This is a genomic window from Paenibacillus gorillae (assembly GCF_000513275.1).
GTDB classification, from domain to species: Bacteria; Bacillota; Bacilli; order Paenibacillales; family Paenibacillaceae; genus Pristimantibacillus; species Pristimantibacillus gorillae.
Genome location: NZ_CBVJ010000110.1, coordinates 82,854 through 100,704, shown reverse-complemented (window position 1 = coordinate 100,704; position 17,851 = coordinate 82,854). Strand labels below are relative to the sequence as shown.

Below are 17,851 nucleotides of genomic sequence, written 5' to 3'. Positions count from 1 at the left end.
ATTGTTACAGATTACCAGTTATTCCCCGAAACTCTGTTTACAGTGAAGTTCGGGCTGCCGCTTTCGCCATAGATGGCTGCAACGCCAGGGTTGTTTACTTTTACATTCGTAAAGCTTGCTGAACCGCGAGCCGGTCCTTGACCGCTCTCGGCGCTGACGACGAGCTTAATGCCATAGCGGGTCGGGTTGTTGATGTTGACGTTCTCAACGCGAACGTTTTGCATCGACAGATTTTCCGGCGATTTGGTTTGGAACATCAATCCGAAGTAAACAGGGTTGTTGATATCCACGTTTTTAACCAAAATGTTCTTGAACGTTCTGTCTCCTCCGAAGAACCAGATCGCGCCAAAGTTTTGGTATTCGTTGATTTTATCGTCTGCACCGACGCTGGTCCAGAAATCTCCGCCAGTCCGGTCCAGCGTGACGCCGTCGATGACGGTATCCTTATCGCCGAATCCTAATGTGTTATAACCAAAGCTCAAGCTGCTGATTGTGATGCCCGGATAAGTCAGCGTATCTGCTCCGTACAGGTTCTGGTACAGGTTATCGGAACCGCCGTATACTGCAAAAGCGGCTGCACGTCTGACGTTGGTAGCTGTCAGGTTGGTGAACTTATTGCCGACATTGTACGAGCCGCCAGAATCGATTGCGCTGAACAAAGCGAATGCGTCATCTCCAGCTCCTCTGGAATAGTTGTTGTCGATGACGTTATAGGAAGAACCGTTTGTCATATTGATGCCGTCTGCAAACGTATTTTTAATCCGGTTGTCTTTGAACGTATTGTAGGAAGAGTTTACACCCCAGTACAAGCAGATGAAGTGCTCAACCCAAACGTTCTGAACTGTTACATTTTGCATACCGTTGCCGTCGATGAATTTACCAGGTCCGTCAGTACGGTATACATAGTTGCCCCATGCGGACAGATCTTTAATTGTGGAACCATTAGCAGCCGAACTAATGTTGAAGCCTACGTCTGTATTGCTTTGATTTTGCGGCGCTACCAGCTTGGTGTGCCATGGGCCAGCACCAATGATTTCAGTTGCACGGCCATAGAGGAAGATTTTATTGTTAATCGTCCATTCGCCGGCTGGGATGAAGATCCCTTTTTTCGTTGCATCCTGTCTGAATTCATTAAGTGCTTGCTCGATCGATTTCGTAGCGGAAACCTGGACGTATTTGCTAGGGTCCGGATTCGTCGCAGCAGGAGCGACATTCTCCGTCTCGATCATATCGACGTAGATCCAAGGCACGTCTCCAGCATCCTTCTGGATTTTAATCTTCGTTCCGGCAGGGTAGACTTGGTCAAGCAGCAGCTGGGAATCCTCATACAGCCAGTAAGCTGTAAGCCCTGCTCCTGGTGAGTTGTCATAGCCAAGACGGCCAAGCGTGCTAGGTGTAGCATATACATAAGAGAATTTGGATGTTACGTTGAACTTGCCTTTGCTCACTCCGTCTGCATAAATACTGATTGTTCCCGACGTATTGTCAGCGATCGCATTCCGCAGGACAAATGCGTTGGCAGCGGATGTGAGTGTGAACTCTACATATTGACCTGTTGCATCGAGTTTAACTGCCGAACGGCCGGAAGCTTCGCCTGCAAAGTCGCCAGGCTTGAAGTTAGGAGCCAGCTTCGTTCCGTTAGTCGTATTGGAGGATGCTTCAGCCTCCAGAATTGTGAATGGCATATTAGCGCCGCGACCGGAGTACAGGTTGGTTGTACTTGTATTATTCGCTTGCTTAATGACGACTTCGTTGGCGTCAGCTGCAACGCTTGTCGTTACCGTGTAGCTGCCATTAACTGCCGTCCAAGTTCCAAGTACGACATTAGCGGAAGCTCCGGCTGCAAGGGAGCCGCTGTAGGAGCCGTTCAATGTTGTAATGGTTGCGCCAGCACCATTCTTGAGTACGAGCGTAATAGGATGAGCGCCGCCCGCAGATGCGATGTTTCCTTCATTTTTCAAATTGACAGTGAAGGTAACAGTATTGCCTGCGCTTGGATTGCTTGGATTCCAAGAAGCCGCAGTAACCAAGTCAGAGCTGGATACCGCAGCCACTGTGAGCGATGTTGCACTTGTGTAGCTGTTGTTGCTCTCGTTCTGCTCAACTACCACATTGCTTTCGTCGACTTTAGCGCTTACTGCATAGGTCGCAGCATTTTTAGGGCCGATATTCAGCGATACTGTGGACGTTGCGCCAGCTGCCAATGCGCCTACTGGAGCAGAGCCGGCAAGCTGTGTGCCGAGATAGAAATTAACGGTCGTTGCAGCAGAGCTTGCAGTACCGATGTTGGCTACCGTTGCACTCAGCGTAATCGGATCGGTCTCAATCGGAGAGGCTGGTGTCCAGGACAAGCCAGTAATCGTCAAATCCGGATTCGGAGCAGGAGTTCCGTAGATTTGGAATTCAGCTACTTGGCCTGCAGGAGCGCCGGAGTTCGTTGTAATGTTCAGCCTTACTTGCTTAGCTGTTGCTGTAACCGGAATTGTTACCGAGTTTCCAGTTGCCGGATTGAACGTATACGATTGAGCGGAAACGATGTTATTGAAGGTGGATGAGTTCTGATCGCTACCCAGCACTTGAATCGTTTGTGTGCGAGTGCTCCAATCATTCCCCGGATTCAGCTTGAGAACGATGGAAGTCAGATTGTGGTTGGAGCCCAGATCAACAGTGAGTGTGCTTGGATTGCTTCCGCCTTCCCAGTATGTAGCCGTGCTGCCGTCATTGGCATTAGTGGCTACGAATGTGAAGGTAGAGGAAGATGCGGTAATAGCTTTGCCAATCGCCAGATTGCTGCCAGTTGGAGGTGTAGCTGTTGGTGTGGCGGTTGGTGTAGGAGTCGGTGTAGGTGTAGCTGTTGGAGTAGGTGTTGGAGTAGGTGTTGGTGTAGCTGTTGGTGTAGCTGTTGGAGTAGGCGTTGGAGTAGGTGTAGGAGTAGGTGTTGGTGTTGGTGTTGGCGTAGGTGTTACTGTAGCGCCGTAGATTTCGAACTCGGAAATCTGACCGGCTGGCCAGCCATTGTTAGCCGTAAAGTTCAGACGAACATAGCGGGTATTCGTGGCGGCGAAGTTGATCGTCACCGAGTTGCTGCTGATCGACGGATTAAATACGTAGTTTGCAGAGCCTACAATATCAGAAAACGTCGAGCCGTTAGTGCTGCCTTGTACAGACAATGTTTGCGTACGTGTTCCCCAGCCTGTAGGCAGCTTCAGTACGATTTGATCAATATTTGTGCTTGCGCCAAGATCGATTTGAAGCCATTGCGGAAAAGCATTGTTCGTACTTTCCCAATAGGTACCCTGGTTGCTGTCATTTACATTGCTTGCTACATAGACATCTGCATGTCCGCTGGCTGTCACCGTTTTGCCTGTTGCGAGGTTAGGTCCGCCTGCCGCAGAAGAGTGCGAAGGGTACAGCGTGAGCTGTGACAGCAGAATCACCGCCGCCAGAAACCAAATAACGATTGGATTGCGTTTGGATTGCCTCATTAAAAACATAAACATCCTCCTAGTCATTGTTTTAACCAAGAATTAATGCGCTTACATTATGAGCAAGCCTGTGATGCTTTTTTCTAACGCCTCCTCTCTTTAAGGGTAACAGTCTCATTCAATCGATATCGCCATATCGCACAATGCAACAAAACCAATATTTAGCAAATATTGGTTTACGGATTCACGCTTCATCATGGCGCTATCTTGTAGTTGTGAACGGACTTATGAACTCAGTATAAAACGCTTACATTTTTACCTAAAGATGTAATGCTACGATGATTATGTGTATTATTATGAATGGAGAAAACTTATGATCGCATGCAATGTTTCGTCAGGTTCATGCTATAATAGATCGCATCAGTACGAAATTCAATTCATCATTTGCCGGGTGCGGCAATGATTAAGGAGATTAAATGTTGAGTAACCATAATGTTGAAGACGTTAATGAACAACAACCGGACATTTTCGAGGAGCTGAAAAAAGCAGTTAATCGCAAAGGAAGCTGGCGCGACCGATTGAACGCTGTAAATGAGCTCAGCCAGATGGATACTGATCCATCCATTAAGCTGCTGCAGCACGCATTGTCCGGCGATCCTGTATTTCAAGTACGGGAAGCTGCTTACCGCAGTCTGAAGAAGCTTGGTGAAGCGGTGCAAATGCCTGCCAAAACGAAAGGCGAGCTGTTCAAAGGGACAAACAAAATTTTGCTGCGGATTAAGAAAAGCTTGCCGGAGGGCCACACCTTCGAAGAGTTTAAGGAAAAACTGCAAAAGACGCGTTCGGATATTTACGATACGTATGAGGGCGACAAAGGCGACGAATTCGATGCTTGGCTGAAAGCGATTTGGGAAGCGCCGTCCAGAAAATAGCAGCAGACTAACAACAAAGAGAGCGCAGCATAGGCCTGCGCTCTCTTTGTTTTATACTTGTTCCATTTACTTTTTGCTTTCAAAAGCTTTCACAATATCGTCAATGGCATAGGTATCCGCTAATGGAGACATGCCTAGACTAAACCATTCCTTGCCTCCTACGACGTACACATGGTCGTTCTGAACCGCGGTCATGTTTTTCCACAAGGAGCTGTTCACCATTTCTTTGTACCGGTTCTGAACCGCTTCACTTGATTCATCATCCAACTGCAGGATCAAATGATCCGGGTTGTATTCCGGTATTTTCTCCAATGAAATGGAAAGGCTAAGCTCGGTTTGCGGAAAATCTTCTATCGGCTGCAAATCTAATGCTTTGTGGATGAAGATACCGCGATCGCTGTTAATCCCATAGATGACAATTTCCTTATCCATAACCATCATATATAGGACGGTCTCATCTCCAACGATGGAGTGGAGCTTCTCTTTCGCTTCTTTTTCCTTCGTCTGCAAATCTTGAATTACTTTTTCCGCTTGCTCTTTTTTGCCGAGGACATCGCTAATATCCCGCAGCTCATCACGCCAATTATCCCGCTGGGGCAACAGCACGGTTGGTGCGATTTTGGACAGCTGGTCGTAATCTTTATCGGCCCACCAAGTAGGGGCAATAATAAGGTCCGGCTGAGAGTCGAGAATCGCTTCGAAATCTGGCGTTTGAGCAAGGCCCATCTTTAACGTATCTTTAAATGCTTCCTGCAAGTAGGAAGGGAAATCGTCGTGATAGTTTTGTACAGCTACGGGCGTTACGCCAAGCGCATACAAAAATTCCGGATAAACGACCGATAACCCGATAACCCTTTGAGGCTCTACAGGGATGGTGAGATCTCCCTTTAGGCTTGAAAAGACACGTTCTTCTTTTTCCTTAGCCCCCGCATTCGTTCCGCCGTCATTCTCCTTTGCGGCATTAGGTTCTGTATTATTAGCTGCGCAAGCAGTGCTTAGCATGACTAACAGTACGATCACGATACTTGTAATCCAGCTTTTGTTACGTTTCATTCCCAGATGCTCCTCCTGAAATACTATTTTAATAATGAATACTTGAACTGATAATCATTATCACATATGAGGAGTATAGTTGAATTCGCTATTTTGGAATATACACGATAGGGACAATATTTTATGCACGATACCGCCATAGCTTCAACACTTCTTCGAGCAGAAGCTCATAAGTAAAAGCCGTGTATTCTACCCAGGGATACGCGGGAAGGAAGTCGATCCGATTGTTGATGACGGCCGTTAGACCACGCCAAATCTCGGAGTTAAGCAGTGCACGCCAGTTGGATTGCGAGAGAGCATCATTACCTACGATAATCAAAAGCCGATCTGCCTCAAATTCGGGCAATTGATTCAAGCTTATCTCTTGAGCAGGATTCAAGCGGTCAATTCCAGCAGCAGCCCTGATTCGTAAATCTTCGTAAAAAATCGGCACCCAAGCTTCTGTCACCCAGAACCTGATACAGATTCCCGGAAATTTGCAGAATGAGCAGACGGTCATCCTTCAACGTCTGTTTTACTTCTTCGCTTACAAATTTCGCTTTCCGCTCGTAACTGCCGAGCCATGCTTCTGCAGAAGCTGACTTGTCCAAAAACTTAGCGATGAGACGCAGATGTTCGCGCCAATCATGCTCCAGCCAAGGTACAAAAAATACGGGTGCGATTTCCCGGAGACGATTTTGCTCCTCTGCAGACACAAGAATATCGACACCGATAATAAAATCTGGTTTGGCGAGCTGAAGCTGCTGGTGCCGTTCCGCTTCATCGGCACTTAGCGCCAAAACGGTATTCAATTGATATTTTCTTTTGTAATAATCGGTCCAGGGATGATCGGCAGGCGCGGCGCAAGGCGTAATCTCAAGAGCGAGCAGCTGTCCAATATTGGGAAAATGATAGGCAGCGATTTTTTGTCTGCTGTTTTTCATAAACGCTGCCGGTGGAACCCCTGTAATTTGCTTGAATTTACGCCGGAAATAAATGTCATCTTGATAACCGACATGTCTGGCAATATCCTGAAGACGATTAGGGCCACCCGTGCTCATTAAACGCTGAGCTTCCTTAATCCGGTAGATAGCCAAATAATCAATGGCCCCGCAGCCATACCCTTTTTTTAAATAAACGCATGAAATGCCGGGAGCTTACTCCTGCCACTTTGGCCAAATGCTCAATCGTCAGGTCTTGGTGGTAGTGCTGCTCAATATAGGATTTAATGTGATCCAGCGAGGCTTCAGCATCGTTATCATATTCATGCAAGGACTCTTGCAGGATGGTATGCAGCAGTTCATGAAACGAGATCTGAGTGCGGAATCGCTTTAATGGATCTTCATCTTGAAAGCTGTGGAATATGTTCTCACATAAAGCATTAACGGATATCGGAGAGGCGAGAATGACTTCTCCTTGAACCGGAAAAAGGCTTTTGTGTTTTAAAGCGGTTGTGGTGTCATCAGAGGCAGGGTTGTCCTCTATCACATCGAAGCGCAGAATGTATAATCCGCGTTCATCCAATGAATAGGCAGCGGCTTCGATAAGCTGACCGGATCTGCATAGGTATACATGGCCTTGCCGCAGTTCGGTAAACTGGCCGTCAATTGTCAGCCATCCATGGCCGCTCGTTGTTGCTAGAATGATGTGAGATTCGATAAACTGCAGCCTTAATTCCCACTCTTTCGTATGGGGTTTAATAAATTCCATCTCCCGAAGTTTGAAAAACATGCCGTCGAGCGAGTGATATTTATCATATTTAGGTTTGTTTCCGTTAGACATGCAGCAAGCTCACCGCCTTTAGGTCTGGTAAGGAACATTCTAGCCCAACATCATTGTCATCGCAATTTCATGATGCAGCAATCCGAAGGAAGGATAGTCAGGGTCTCCTGTGAAATTATATAATTAATGATTAAAGGGAAAATCACCAGCTTTTGATTAGGGGGCTCTTATGAACCGTAAGCGTTGGATCTCAAATATGTTTTTTGTGCTCATGCTCCTATTAACAGCATGCAGCAGACCTGTTGAAGAGACGCCGAGCCTTGTTCAGGAAACGGAGCATGGTTTATTCTACAGTCCGGATTCTCAAGAGAATACAGAGCCTGCTATTTCGATTTTGGCGGCAGCGTTTGAAGAGAATTATAAGAGAATTGCTGAAATGTTCCAATTCCAGCCCTCGAATAAGACCGTGATTCATGTATATACCGATAAACCAGAATTCCAGAGAGTAATGGGCAGAGAAACAGAAGGAACCTATGATGCTTCCGACAAAATCATTAAAGTATTTACGCCTTCGAATCTGAATGAGCCAATCGTTCAGGCCCACTATACAGACCAAATTGTCCACGAGTTTGTCCATGCCGTTATTCAGCAGATTAATTCAGATATTGGTAAGGTGAAGTGGCTGGATGAAGGGCTTGCCTATTATGCCTCCAAACAGCTCGAGCAGGAGCTTCAGCAGAAGCGCACCTTCGGTGACCTTCCAACATGGGAACAATTTGCCGCTTCCGATTATTTTGACCAAGCGGGCGGGGATGCTTATTTCTACAGCGGGATGCTGGTTCAATATATAATTGAAGTCTATGGCATGGAGACCATGAACGAAGTGATTCGGAATCCTAAGAAAAAACGAATAGAAGGCGTGTCCATTCAGGAGCTGTATGAGCAATGGAGAACCAATTTGCTTAATAGAGATTGATAGTTAAAGAAAATTGTTCCTGCTTCGACAAAAACCGCGAGGGCTTGATGCCACGCGGTTTTTTGCTGTTTTCGCATGCCTGTCTTTCACTATTCTTTTATTGGCCGTTGCTACAATGATAGGCGGTGGATTAACCATTTTTGAGAGGAGATCAAGATGAGAAAAACTGCTCTATGTCTATTAGTCGTTCTAATCACCGTCTGTACTTCATTTTCACAAACTCCCCGCATGTATGCGCTTGGAGATACTGATTATACGTACACGATTGCCAACAATGAAGCAACCATAACGGATTTCGTTAGAGGAGCGGGTGTCGATATTACGATCCCAGCCGTCTTAGGAGGGGTGCCGGTAACTGCAATTGGAGACTCTGCTTTTTATGTCACTGATCTTACGAGCGTGGTGATTCCTAACGGGGTAAAGTCAATCGGCAGTGATGCGTTTGGCTACAATTTTCTTACAAGCTTGAACCTCCCCGGCAGCGTGACGAGTCTCGGGCAAAGGGCTTTCACCAGCAACAAGCTGACAAACATCTATTTACCGGATAGCCTGACAAACATGGAACAGGAGGCTTTTTCGAATAATTTACTGACCAGTGTCCGGATATCGGAGAACTTGACGGAAATCAGTGATTTTGCATTCAGAGGCAATCAGTTGACAAGTGTTGTGATACCGGCAAACATAAGGAGCATCGGCGGTTATACCTTTCGCTATAATCAGCTGTCCAGCATCGTTGTGATGGGCAAGACCGTAACGATCGAATCTAATTCCTTCAATAACAATCAAGCCGTTGCAGCGGATTTGAAAATATTCGGTTATGCGGGCTCAGCCGTACAAACCTATGCGAGAAATAAAGGATATACGTTCGTAGACGGGAAGCCGTTGTTTGAAACGATCGCTTCGGCCAAACAGCTGCTGAAGGACCATAGTCCAGGCCCAATGGTAGGCCAAGTGCCTCTCCATGCTCATGTGGCTTTGACGAGTGCAGTTGGAGATGCCAGATCATTCATTGAAGCTATCCGGAATACCAGTACGGCTGCGGATTTGAATGGGGCGGGGGCTTTATTGCAAACCGCTATTCAAACGTTTAACGCGGCGATCATACAGCCTGACGCAACGGCTTTGCAAGCTGCGCTGACGGATGCCAATCAGGCGCTTACGGATCACCCGGCAGGAACCGGCGTCGGTGAGACGACGACAGCGGCGCGTTCGACCTTGCAGGCGGCTATAACAACGGCACAGCTTGTTGCCAATAATACGGGCAGTCATACGCAAGGGCAGATTGATACGGCGGCTGCCGTGTTGCGAGCAGCAATTACTGCTTTTGAAGGTACGCTGATCCAAGCGGGGGACGCATCCGATCTGGATGCGGTACTGGCTGACGCGTATCAAATGCTGGCGGATCATCCGGAGGGTACAGGCGTTGGTGAAACTACTGGAGCCGCACGCGCTGCCCTGCAAGCGGCAATCGATACGGCGCAGGCTGTCTCCGATGATGCCGGGCATCAGACGCAGGTTCAGCTTGATGGTGCCTCTGCTGTACTGCAATATGCGATAACTGCATTCGAAGATACGCTGGTTCAAGCGGGTGATGCCGCAGCACTGGAGGCTTTGCTGCTCGAAGCGCTTCAAATACTGGCAGCCCACCCGGAAGGTACAGACGTAGGCGGAACGACGGGTGCTGCCCGGGCTGCAATGCAGACAGCAATCGACGCGGCGCAAGTCATTGCTGACGACGCTGCTAATCAAAGTGAAGCGCAGTTCATTGCGGCTATTGCTGCTTTAAATCAAGCGTTGGATCAATTTGAAGCGACATGGGTTCAACTGGTGCTGCAGGCTCCAGCTAGCGGGCTCTACGGGAAAAATGCGGCCCTCACACTTACCGTTCATTATGGATACATGGTTACCGTAAGCGGAACGCCAACGATTCCGCTTATGATTGGCTCCGGCGGGACGACCAAAACTGTCTATGCTGCCTATATCGGAATGCAGGATGTGCCGTTGAACAAACTTACTTTTGTATACATTCTGGAGGAAGGACTTGAGGATGATATTACCGCTTCCTCTGAGCTCGTGCTTCCGGCCGGTGCAAGCATTACCCGGTTAAACGGAGCACCAGCCGCGATTGATTATGTTGTACCGGATATGAGCGGGGTCATTATTGCCTCAAAGCCTCCTGTTCTTACTCTGAGTGCGGGCAATGTGAGCAGCTCTGGCGCAGACGTGACGGTGACAACAGGCGTATCCGGGGGCTCGAAAGGCAATACATTGTCTGCGCTGCTGTGGCTGCCGGACAGCCGAAATGCTGCTGAATTTGCTAGAGGTGCAGGAGCGGGGAATGATATTATCGCCTCGGAGAAATTCCATGTCACTTCAAACGGTATTTATACCGTTTATGCCATTGACGTATTAGGCAATGAAGCAGTTCAGGAGATTACTGTCTCCGGCATCGGGACATCTTCACCTGGTACTGGCGGGGAAGGCTCAGGCTCAGGCGGATCAGGTGGCGCAGGAAATGCTGGCACGCCTCTCCTGAGTACAGCGAAGATCACCATTGGCGGTGTCTTGACGGAGGTGCGTGCAGTGAAAGAAACATCTGCGGATGGTGTATCTGCCATAAGACTCTTCCTAACCTCGGAGCAAATGATTCAGGCCTTCTCTAAAGGGCAGCAACAATCGGTTATTGCAGTTGAGGGATTGGGTTCTGCGGTGAAAATCGATATGCCAGTGGATTCGTTGCGCAAAGTATGGGGGAGCCAGAAGGATGCCGGTATTATAGTGACGCTGGACGGCAACAGCCTGCACATTCCGCTTCAATCTGCTGCGGGCTTGCGGGAAGGCTCAACGCTAACGGTAACAATTGCGCAGCCAACCGCTAAGGCAGGCGGCAGCTTACAGGAAGCGATCAACAAACAGGGCTCGGCTGCTGTTCTTAAGCATCCAATTGTCGTTGCCCTTGATGCAAATGGTCAGACCCTTAATAACTGGCAAGGTGTTTACTTGCAGCGAATGTTAGATGTGACAGCCGCTAAGCTTGATCCGAACAAAGCGACTGCCGTATGGCTGGATGCCAATAACCGGTTGCATTTTGTACCTTCGGTATTCGAGAGCGATGGGAAAGCAACGATACAATTGCATCGTGCTGGTGTCTATACAATCATTCAATCCAATCGTAGCTTTACAGATTTACAAGGGCACTGGGCGCAAGCAGATATTGAACTGCTCGCAAACAAATGGATTGTAGGCGGCTTGCCGGATGGCAGCTTTGCACCCAATCATACGATTACCCGTGCGGAATTCGCCGCATTGCTGGTTAGAGCGCTTGGATTGCCTGAAATTAGTGCAGATGCAGCATTTGGTGATGTGAAGGCTTCCGACTGGTATGCCGGAGCGGTTGGAGCAGCTCAACAAGCGGGCTTAATAGGAGGCTATGAGGATGGCTCATTCCGTCCAAATGCGAATATTACCCGCGAGCAAATGGCTGTTATGATCGCAAGAGCGCTTGCTTATGCGGGGAATACGCCACAGGCGGAAAGCGGTGCGAATGCGCTGAAACCATTCGCTGATGGCGAGGCTGTTGCGGCTTGGGCAGTTGATGCAACGGAACAACTGGTCGGCTTAGGCATCATCCAAGGGATGACCGATACGGCATTCGTTCCTCAAGCTAATGCGTCCAGAGCGCAAAGCGCCGTCATGCTGAGGCGTATGCTGCAATACTTGCACTACATTAATTAATGACGTGAAAAAACCTTCGCCTTCCTCAAATAAGGGGGCGAAGGTTTTTGTTTGCTTTTACAAACTGTCCGAGCTTGCTGTTTGCTTGAATGCGACGAAACGAGCCGTTAGATCGGGGTCCCATTGGGTGCCGCGGCCATCTTCCAGAATGGAGAGCGCCCGCTCGCGGGACATTCCCTTCCGGTAGGGGCGGTCGGAGGTCATCGCGTCGTAGGCGTCTGCAATGGCAATAACACGGCCAATTAGAGGAATGATTTCACCAGACAGGCCGTCCGGATAACCCTTGCCATCATAGCGCTCATGGTGGGAGCGGATACCAGGAAGCAGCTCGGCCATCGCATCGGCAGGCTCGATTTGCTTCAATATTTTTTCTCCCAGCACAGGATGCTGCTTGATCTGATCGAACTCTTCATCCGTCAGCTTGCCTTCTTTGAGCAGGACGGCGTCTCTAACGCCGATCTTGCCGATATCATGCAGCAAAGCGGATCTATACAGAATCTGAAGGGAAGCTTCATCCCAGCCCGCCAGTTCGCCGATCTGCATGGAGTAGCGCGCGACGCGCTCGGAATGACCAGCCGTGTAAGCGTCTCTGGCGTCCAGCGCGGCAGCGAGTGTGAAGAAATAGCTTTGCAGCAGCTGATTGTTGCGCTCTTCGCGTTCTTTTAACCCCGTGACCATATGATTGAAGCCTGCAACAAGCTTGGAGAATTCATCCGAGTAAATATCGTCAGCGCGGGTATTTAAATTGCCGGCCTGTACGCTGCTCATAGCAGACTGAATCGTATGTATCGGGTCTTGAATGTTACGGGACAGCAGTGAAGCGCCCAGGATGGAGAAGGATATGCCGATTATCAAAATAATGACGGCCCATTGCCAGTACGTTCCGCTGCCTGCACCTATCGTTCCGTCAAGACGGATTTGGGAGGCCAAGGTGAACAGGATCAATGGAAGTGTCCCGATCAGAAACGCGCTTAGCTGGAACTTGGTTCGTATAGATACTAGCATCTCGCCGCCCAGCGATAGATCTTGTCCATACAGCTCCACATGGCGGCTGCGGATAAAAGAAACGACAGGACGAATGGCGGTCGTCGTCAGAAAAAACTCAATCATCGCATGCATGCTGGCGACCATTAACGCTCCGGCTCCTGCGATCAGCAGGTAGTGGTAGGGGATAGACACTAGCCCCAACCGAATGAACAGCATGCACAAAATAATGGCGGGGAAGGACATTCCCAGAAAATGAGGCCCAAACGTTCGTTTGACGGAAAGCGTGGGGAAACGATGGGTTTGCCGGTAAGCGGCTTTCAGCTGCTCAGAAGTTGGCGTACCCGTTTGGAAAATCGCACGAATCGGCTGCAGATGCCGATTGAACACGTAGATTTCACACAGGAGCATAATGGCGAGTGATGCAAACAGTACACCGCTGAGCAGCCCTATTTCCCGTATTGGTATGTTTAATGTGTTAAATAGAATGACGCCTCCGAAGCCCAGCACGGCTACTGTCGAGCCAAATAAATAGTTGCGCAGCAGCTGCTTGAAGAAGGAAACATACAAGGGATGTGATTTAACGGCACGGTGCCGAATAGGATTCATAGCGTTCATGACAGGCGTCCTCTTTTCAGGGCTAATACTGAGATATTATGGTTATCTACAGTGTACTGTGCATGCTAGGGGAAGTACATTAAAACTATGGAATAATTTATAAAACTGCCATTAAGGAGAAAGAGCCTTCGGAATGTTCAAGTTCCGAGGCTCTTTCTTGGTAGAGGTGTGGTCCTCTATTTGGTATAAGGGATAGGAGATTAACCAGCAGCCCATACATCCAGCTCGATTTTCAGCTCAGGCAGGCCCAGTGCTGTAATATAAGCAACTGTCATGGATGGCGGGGTGGGGCCGAATACACGGTTCCAAATTTCATAGAAGTGGTCCCAGTCGATCTCTTGCGTAGCCCAAATATTAACTTTAACGACATGATCGGGAGTCAAATTTTGCGAAGCCAGAATGTGAACAATATTGTCCATCGTATGAGTGACCTGCTGATTGAAATCATCGGGTATTACATTATTTTGATCGATGCCGATTTGACCGGAAAAAACGTACATCTCGGCGTCTCTGCTTATTTTGGTAACATGGCTGTAGCTGCCTACAGGTTTGGCAAGGCTTTCTGGATTATATCTTTGAACGATCGTATTGGCTGAGTTTGTCATATGAGAACGTCTCCTTATCGATTAGGAAGTTCATAACGGAATGCCGTTATGATTCCGCTGTATTTTTGTAGTTTCATTCTTTTGGACAGACCTGCCCCGTCGAAATGGATTCTAGAAAAAAACAGCGGTAGAGTACCCGATGCCAGCAGATAAAAACGCGATGGATCTCTTTTTCATCAGGTAATCCTCCTTCGTAAGATAAGTAACGTACATCAAAAGGGTAGCATCCCTAGAGGGGGATGTCCAATTTAGCAGCCGTTTTGTTCGTTATTTATTGATTTTATGCAAGTTTTCTTTTAATGGCTAGTGCTGATGATCTAGGGCTTGTCCATTGGATTATAAGCATAGTAAGCAGTGGATGCGAATATGAATTTGACAGCAAGGCTGTCTTCGTCGAATGAAAAAGAAAGAACATACTTGTTTTCAAAGCCCGAATACCGGTTCGTAGAGGAGTAATTGTTAATTGGCGTAAACGATCCGTCTACATTTTTCGAATAATAATAGCTCGCTATTCCTTTCCCGATATACCCGACTGTCCCGTATTGCTCTAAAACGTCAATTAACGTGCTCTCCTCTACAATAATTCCTTTATTTGTACGCAATCGTGGATTTGTACGTGAGACGTCCCCGTCTTCATCCTCAAAGTATCTGACAGTCCATGCATCCAATTGTCCCTTTTTATTGAAGTGGGCAGAGAAATCCGGGTAACTGTACTGTGAGAACATATCTTTTTCCTTAGAATATCCGAAAAGATCATCGATGGATTGCTTGGATGCTCCCCATTTCACTGCCGGAAATGGATCGGCTCCCAGCAGATTGAAATCTTCGCTTCCAAGTGGGATTTCACTGAAATCCGGCAATGTACCGATTGCTGAAGCAGGCAGGGAAGGAAGCAAGAGAGGATCACTAGGAACCTTCGGCCTTACTTGGATGGACAGCATGCCTCTAAGCGCGAGCTGTCTAATCCACTGAAGGGCCTCTGCTCGGGTAAAGGTATCGTTGCCATGAAAGTCGCTTGGGGTTTTGGCGCTGCTGTTGGCCATTCCGTATCCGATCAAGTAGGCAACAGCATCTTCACCGTTATAATGAACCCCGTTGGCAGCGCTAATGATCTCTGCTGCGTGCAGCTTGGTAATGGGCTCCGATCTAAGCTTTTGATTTACTACACCTTGGGGAGCATGATTGAAGTAAGTTGCCATTGAATAAGGGCCTTCAGTCCAATCAGTGCCGGGCCTCGGTCTGGTTGCCGTTGGAATAGCGATACCAAAGGCTCTATACAGCATTTTAAGAAATTCAGCTTCAATAACGAGTTGATCGGGTTTATAGCTGAAGTCGGGATATCCATCAATGATATGTTCCAGTTCAGCCCATTGGAACAGACGCTCTGCAGGGTGGTTCGTGATATCCGTTTCGGGAACATACATAAATACTCCATCATCTTCATCTTCGTCCTCTTCCTCAATCACGCTTTGATTGAGGGGGGCGGCATAAGCGGCCGTAGCGCTTAACAAACAAGAAATTACAATTAGAAATGCGGCAACACGCAGATGGTTCACCATGAGATTACCTTCATCCTTTCAAATAGCGGAATATATCTCCTATTTATTGAATCACTACCAATTCTATATCGGCTGAGGGCTGTCCTTAATGGATAGCGGAATACATCAACAAAAAAACAGCCACTCCTTGATATATGTGTGGCTGATTTTTTTTGGAGCGCGTCAATCTTGGGCAGCTACTAGTTGTTTGGAGTGAGTAACCCGGTCCCGGCCGCTGCTCTTGGAGGCATATAGCGCCGTATCTGCTTGATGAAGAAGTGTCTCATCAGTGTCTCCATGGCATACAGTCGAAGCTCCGATACTAACGGTTATCGTATGCTCGCCGCAAGAAGAACTGGCGATAGCGGACCTGTATTTCTCTGCCGTTAAGATGGCATCGTCCTGATCGGTGCCCGGAAGAATGACGACAAATTCTTCGCCTCCGAAGCGGGCGATTATGTCGGGTTCACGCGCCATCGACTCCAGCAGTCTCGCTAAATGGACAAGCACGGCATCGCCAGCCGGATGTCCGAATGTATCATTAATGCGCTTAAAATGATCTATATCAATAATTAGCAGGGAGAAGGGTTCCCCCGTTTCCCGGAAGGAAAGCAGCTGGGTCAACAGACTAACTTGGAAAAAACGGCGGTTATGCAGTCCGGTCAACGGATCGGTGGCGGCCATCGTTTCCAGCTGCAAGTTGATTCGTATCAGCTCTTGCTGCTTAAGCTCATATTCTTCATGCAAAATCTCAAGCTTCTGATTCGCTTCGTTCGTAGCCTGATACAGTTCTTCGAGCTTTGTTTTGGAATGGAGAATATCGCGTTCATGCTCGATTCGTTTGCGCATCACAACGGCTACGCAGTCAATGACAGTTTCTCCATCGCGTTGCTGGCGAACCCCGTTCAGAAGAACAGGCAGATCCTGCTGAGCATTTGTTCGAAGCGAGATATACATCTCGTTAACATGGCCATGCATCTGAATGTACGGATAAAAATAGGTATGGAAAAAAAGCTTGTTCGTAACCGACATGACGGACTCAATATGCCGGCCCAGTAATTCATGGCGTTCGTAAAGGAGCATATCCAATAACGTTTGATTTATGGTCAAGATGCTGCCGCTGTCTGATATGGAGAAGTACCCGCAGGGTGCTTTATCTAATTGAATGTCCATATGCCGATCCTCCAGATGCTACTTGCTTGCCAAATAAGCTTTAATGAGCCGGGTCGTCTCGTCAGGATGACTCAACTGCGGGTAATGGCCTTTTGCCGCCATTTGTTGAAGGGTACTGTTCTTAAGATGAGCATGCAGATATTGACCGACTTCAACCGGAGCGATGCTATCCTGCGAGCATTGCAGGATAAGTGTCGGGACCGTTGCTTCCGAAAGACTGCTTCTGCAATCGGACAAGAAGGTGACTTCCGCAAATTGGCGGGCTATACGAGGATCTCTGGAGCAGAAGCTTTGCTCTAGTTCCTCTGTGAGCTCCTGTCGTTCGGGATTTTGCATGACGATAGGTGCCAGATAGCTAGCCCAGCCAATAAAATTCAGCTGCATCATTGTAAGCAACTCGTCAATATCGCTTTTTTCGAAGCCCCCATAGTAGTCGGGGAGGTCGTTCATATAACGTGGTGAAGGTCCAATCATGACGATTCGCTCGAAATATTCCGAGCCGCCGCGCAGTGACGCAAGCAGGCCGATCATGCTGCTGACGGAATGCCCGACGAAAATCACATTTTTCAGGGCCAACGCATCCAAAATCTCCAATACGTCTTGAGCATAGCCTTGCAAATTACTATATTTTACAGGGTCATAATCGTTAATCTGAGATTGTCCGGAGCCTACATAATCGAATAGTACAACCTGGTAGTCTGATATGAAGTTGGGAACGACATGGCGCCACATCGTTTGATCGCATCCGAAGCCATGTGCGAAGACAATCGTTTGTGTACCTGTTCCTATCACGTTTACGTTATTGCGTACGAGGATGTTGTCGGTCATATGTATCTCCTTTTTAACTATGTGAATGTAGTAGATGAATTAATAATAAAATCATATTTCTTATTTGTATTATATCGGAAATGCTCGAAATTGGGAGAATCATCTTGTCGATTTGCTGGAAAATCATAAAAATAAATACGCATTCATGCCAGAACGTTACAATTTTCTGTTGGTGACGACAAAAACTCTTCTTGCTTAGCATACTATTCTCTAGTTCGAATTGTTTCTTAATGAAAACTCAGATTTCTATCATTTCAATTTGTTTACAAATATAATAGAATGT

The 17,851-nt window shown here is 47.8% G+C and carries 13 protein-coding genes; 3 read left to right on the top strand and 10 right to left on the bottom strand.

What is annotated here, in order from left to right:
- Positions 1 to 11: 11 nt before the first annotated feature.
- Positions 12 to 3,494 carry a discoidin domain-containing protein gene (locus TY10_RS21035; RefSeq protein ID WP_238327845.1) on the bottom strand — a complete coding sequence of 1,161 codons (3,483 nt, stop codon included), beginning with the start codon at positions 3,492 to 3,494 and terminating at the stop codon, positions 12 to 14.
- Positions 3,495 to 3,901: 407 nt separating this feature from the next.
- On the opposite strand from TY10_RS21035, the gene TY10_RS21030 reads away from it, so the two are divergent.
- Entirely contained in the window at positions 3,902 to 4,357 is a 456-nt protein-coding gene (locus tag TY10_RS21030; protein WP_042167825.1) for a HEAT repeat domain-containing protein, read from the top strand.
- A gap of 66 nt (positions 4,358 to 4,423) precedes the next feature.
- Here TY10_RS21030 and TY10_RS21025 read toward each other — a convergent pair whose 3' ends face one another.
- The 4 genes from TY10_RS21025 to TY10_RS21010 form a co-directional block, all read right to left on the bottom strand.
- Entirely contained in the window at positions 4,424 to 5,410 is a 987-nt protein-coding gene (locus tag TY10_RS21025; RefSeq protein ID WP_042167823.1) for an ABC transporter substrate-binding protein, read from the bottom strand.
- Between the two features lie 121 nt (positions 5,411 to 5,531).
- The gene (locus TY10_RS21020; protein WP_042167821.1) at positions 5,532 to 5,765 is read right to left on the bottom strand and encodes a hypothetical protein; all 234 of its coding nucleotides are present in this window, start codon (positions 5,763 to 5,765) and stop codon (positions 5,532 to 5,534) included.
- A gap of 28 nt (positions 5,766 to 5,793) precedes the next feature.
- The gene (locus TY10_RS21015; RefSeq protein WP_081735398.1) at positions 5,794 to 6,486 is read right to left on the bottom strand and encodes an AraC family transcriptional regulator; all 693 of its coding nucleotides are present in this window, start codon (positions 6,484 to 6,486) and stop codon (positions 5,794 to 5,796) included.
- A 4-nt stretch (positions 6,487 to 6,490) separates the two neighbouring features.
- Positions 6,491 to 7,171: an AraC family transcriptional regulator gene (locus TY10_RS21010; protein WP_042167817.1), complete on the bottom strand. Its 681-nt coding sequence runs from the start codon at positions 7,169 to 7,171 to the stop codon at positions 6,491 to 6,493.
- 169 nt (positions 7,172 to 7,340) lie between these two features.
- On the opposite strand from TY10_RS21010, the gene TY10_RS21005 reads away from it, so the two are divergent.
- Together TY10_RS21005 and TY10_RS29105 are read left to right on the top strand one after the other, a co-directional pair.
- Complete coding sequence (locus tag TY10_RS21005) at positions 7,341 to 8,087, top strand: gluzincin family metallopeptidase (protein ID WP_042167816.1); 747 nt, start codon at positions 7,341 to 7,343, stop codon at positions 8,085 to 8,087.
- Between the two features lie 156 nt (positions 8,088 to 8,243).
- Complete coding sequence (locus tag TY10_RS29105; RefSeq protein WP_081735397.1) at positions 8,244 to 11,822, top strand: S-layer homology domain-containing protein; 3,579 nt, start codon at positions 8,244 to 8,246, stop codon at positions 11,820 to 11,822.
- Positions 11,823 to 11,879: 57 nt separating this feature from the next.
- On the opposite strand, the gene TY10_RS20995 is transcribed toward TY10_RS29105, so the two are convergent.
- The 5 genes from TY10_RS20995 to TY10_RS20975 form a co-directional block, all read right to left on the bottom strand.
- The gene (locus tag TY10_RS20995) at positions 11,880 to 13,424 is read right to left on the bottom strand and encodes an HD-GYP domain-containing protein (RefSeq protein WP_042167814.1); all 1,545 of its coding nucleotides are present in this window, start codon (positions 13,422 to 13,424) and stop codon (positions 11,880 to 11,882) included.
- Positions 13,425 to 13,624: 200 nt separating this feature from the next.
- Positions 13,625 to 14,029: a RidA family protein gene (locus TY10_RS20990; protein ID WP_042167812.1), complete on the bottom strand. Its 405-nt coding sequence runs from the start codon at positions 14,027 to 14,029 to the stop codon at positions 13,625 to 13,627.
- Between the two features lie 317 nt (positions 14,030 to 14,346).
- Complete coding sequence (locus TY10_RS20985) at positions 14,347 to 15,588, bottom strand: S-layer homology domain-containing protein (protein WP_042167810.1); 1,242 nt, start codon at positions 15,586 to 15,588, stop codon at positions 14,347 to 14,349.
- Between the two features lie 162 nt (positions 15,589 to 15,750).
- Positions 15,751 to 16,740 (bottom strand): sensor domain-containing diguanylate cyclase, encoded by a 990-nt coding sequence (locus TY10_RS20980; protein ID WP_042167807.1) that lies wholly within the window; start codon positions 16,738 to 16,740, stop codon positions 15,751 to 15,753.
- Between the two features lie 18 nt (positions 16,741 to 16,758).
- Positions 16,759 to 17,568, bottom strand: coding sequence for an alpha/beta fold hydrolase (locus tag TY10_RS20975; protein ID WP_042167804.1), 810 nt, complete (start codon positions 17,566 to 17,568; stop codon positions 16,759 to 16,761).
- Positions 17,569 to 17,851 lie beyond the last annotated feature (283 nt).

What these genes read in the sequence shown, in the direction of transcription:
- TY10_RS21030 (WP_042167825.1), top strand. Translation starts at nt 3,902, where the DNA reads ATGTTGAGTAACCATAATGTTGAAGACGTTAATGAACAACAACCGGAC.
- TY10_RS20975 (WP_042167804.1), bottom strand. Translation starts at nt 17,568, where the DNA reads ATGACCGACAACATCCTCGTACGCAATAACGTAAACGTGATAGGAACA.
- TY10_RS21005 (WP_042167816.1), top strand. Translation starts at nt 7,341, where the DNA reads ATGAACCGTAAGCGTTGGATCTCAAATATGTTTTTTGTGCTCATGCTC.
- TY10_RS21025 (WP_042167823.1), bottom strand. Translation starts at nt 5,410, where the DNA reads ATGAAACGTAACAAAAGCTGGATTACAAGTATCGTGATCGTACTGTTA.
- TY10_RS21010 (WP_042167817.1), bottom strand. Translation starts at nt 7,171, where the DNA reads ATGTCTAACGGAAACAAACCTAAATATGATAAATATCACTCGCTCGAC.
- TY10_RS20990 (WP_042167812.1), bottom strand. Translation starts at nt 14,029, where the DNA reads ATGACAAACTCAGCCAATACGATCGTTCAAAGATATAATCCAGAAAGC.
- TY10_RS20995 (WP_042167814.1), bottom strand. Translation starts at nt 13,424, where the DNA reads ATGAACGCTATGAATCCTATTCGGCACCGTGCCGTTAAATCACATCCC.
- TY10_RS20985 (WP_042167810.1), bottom strand. Translation starts at nt 15,588, where the DNA reads ATGGTGAACCATCTGCGTGTTGCCGCATTTCTAATTGTAATTTCTTGT.
- TY10_RS20980 (WP_042167807.1), bottom strand. Translation starts at nt 16,740, where the DNA reads ATGGACATTCAATTAGATAAAGCACCCTGCGGGTACTTCTCCATATCA.
- TY10_RS29105 (WP_081735397.1), top strand. Translation starts at nt 8,244, where the DNA reads ATGAGAAAAACTGCTCTATGTCTATTAGTCGTTCTAATCACCGTCTGT.
- TY10_RS21035 (WP_238327845.1), bottom strand. Translation starts at nt 3,494, where the DNA reads ATGTTTTTAATGAGGCAATCCAAACGCAATCCAATCGTTATTTGGTTT.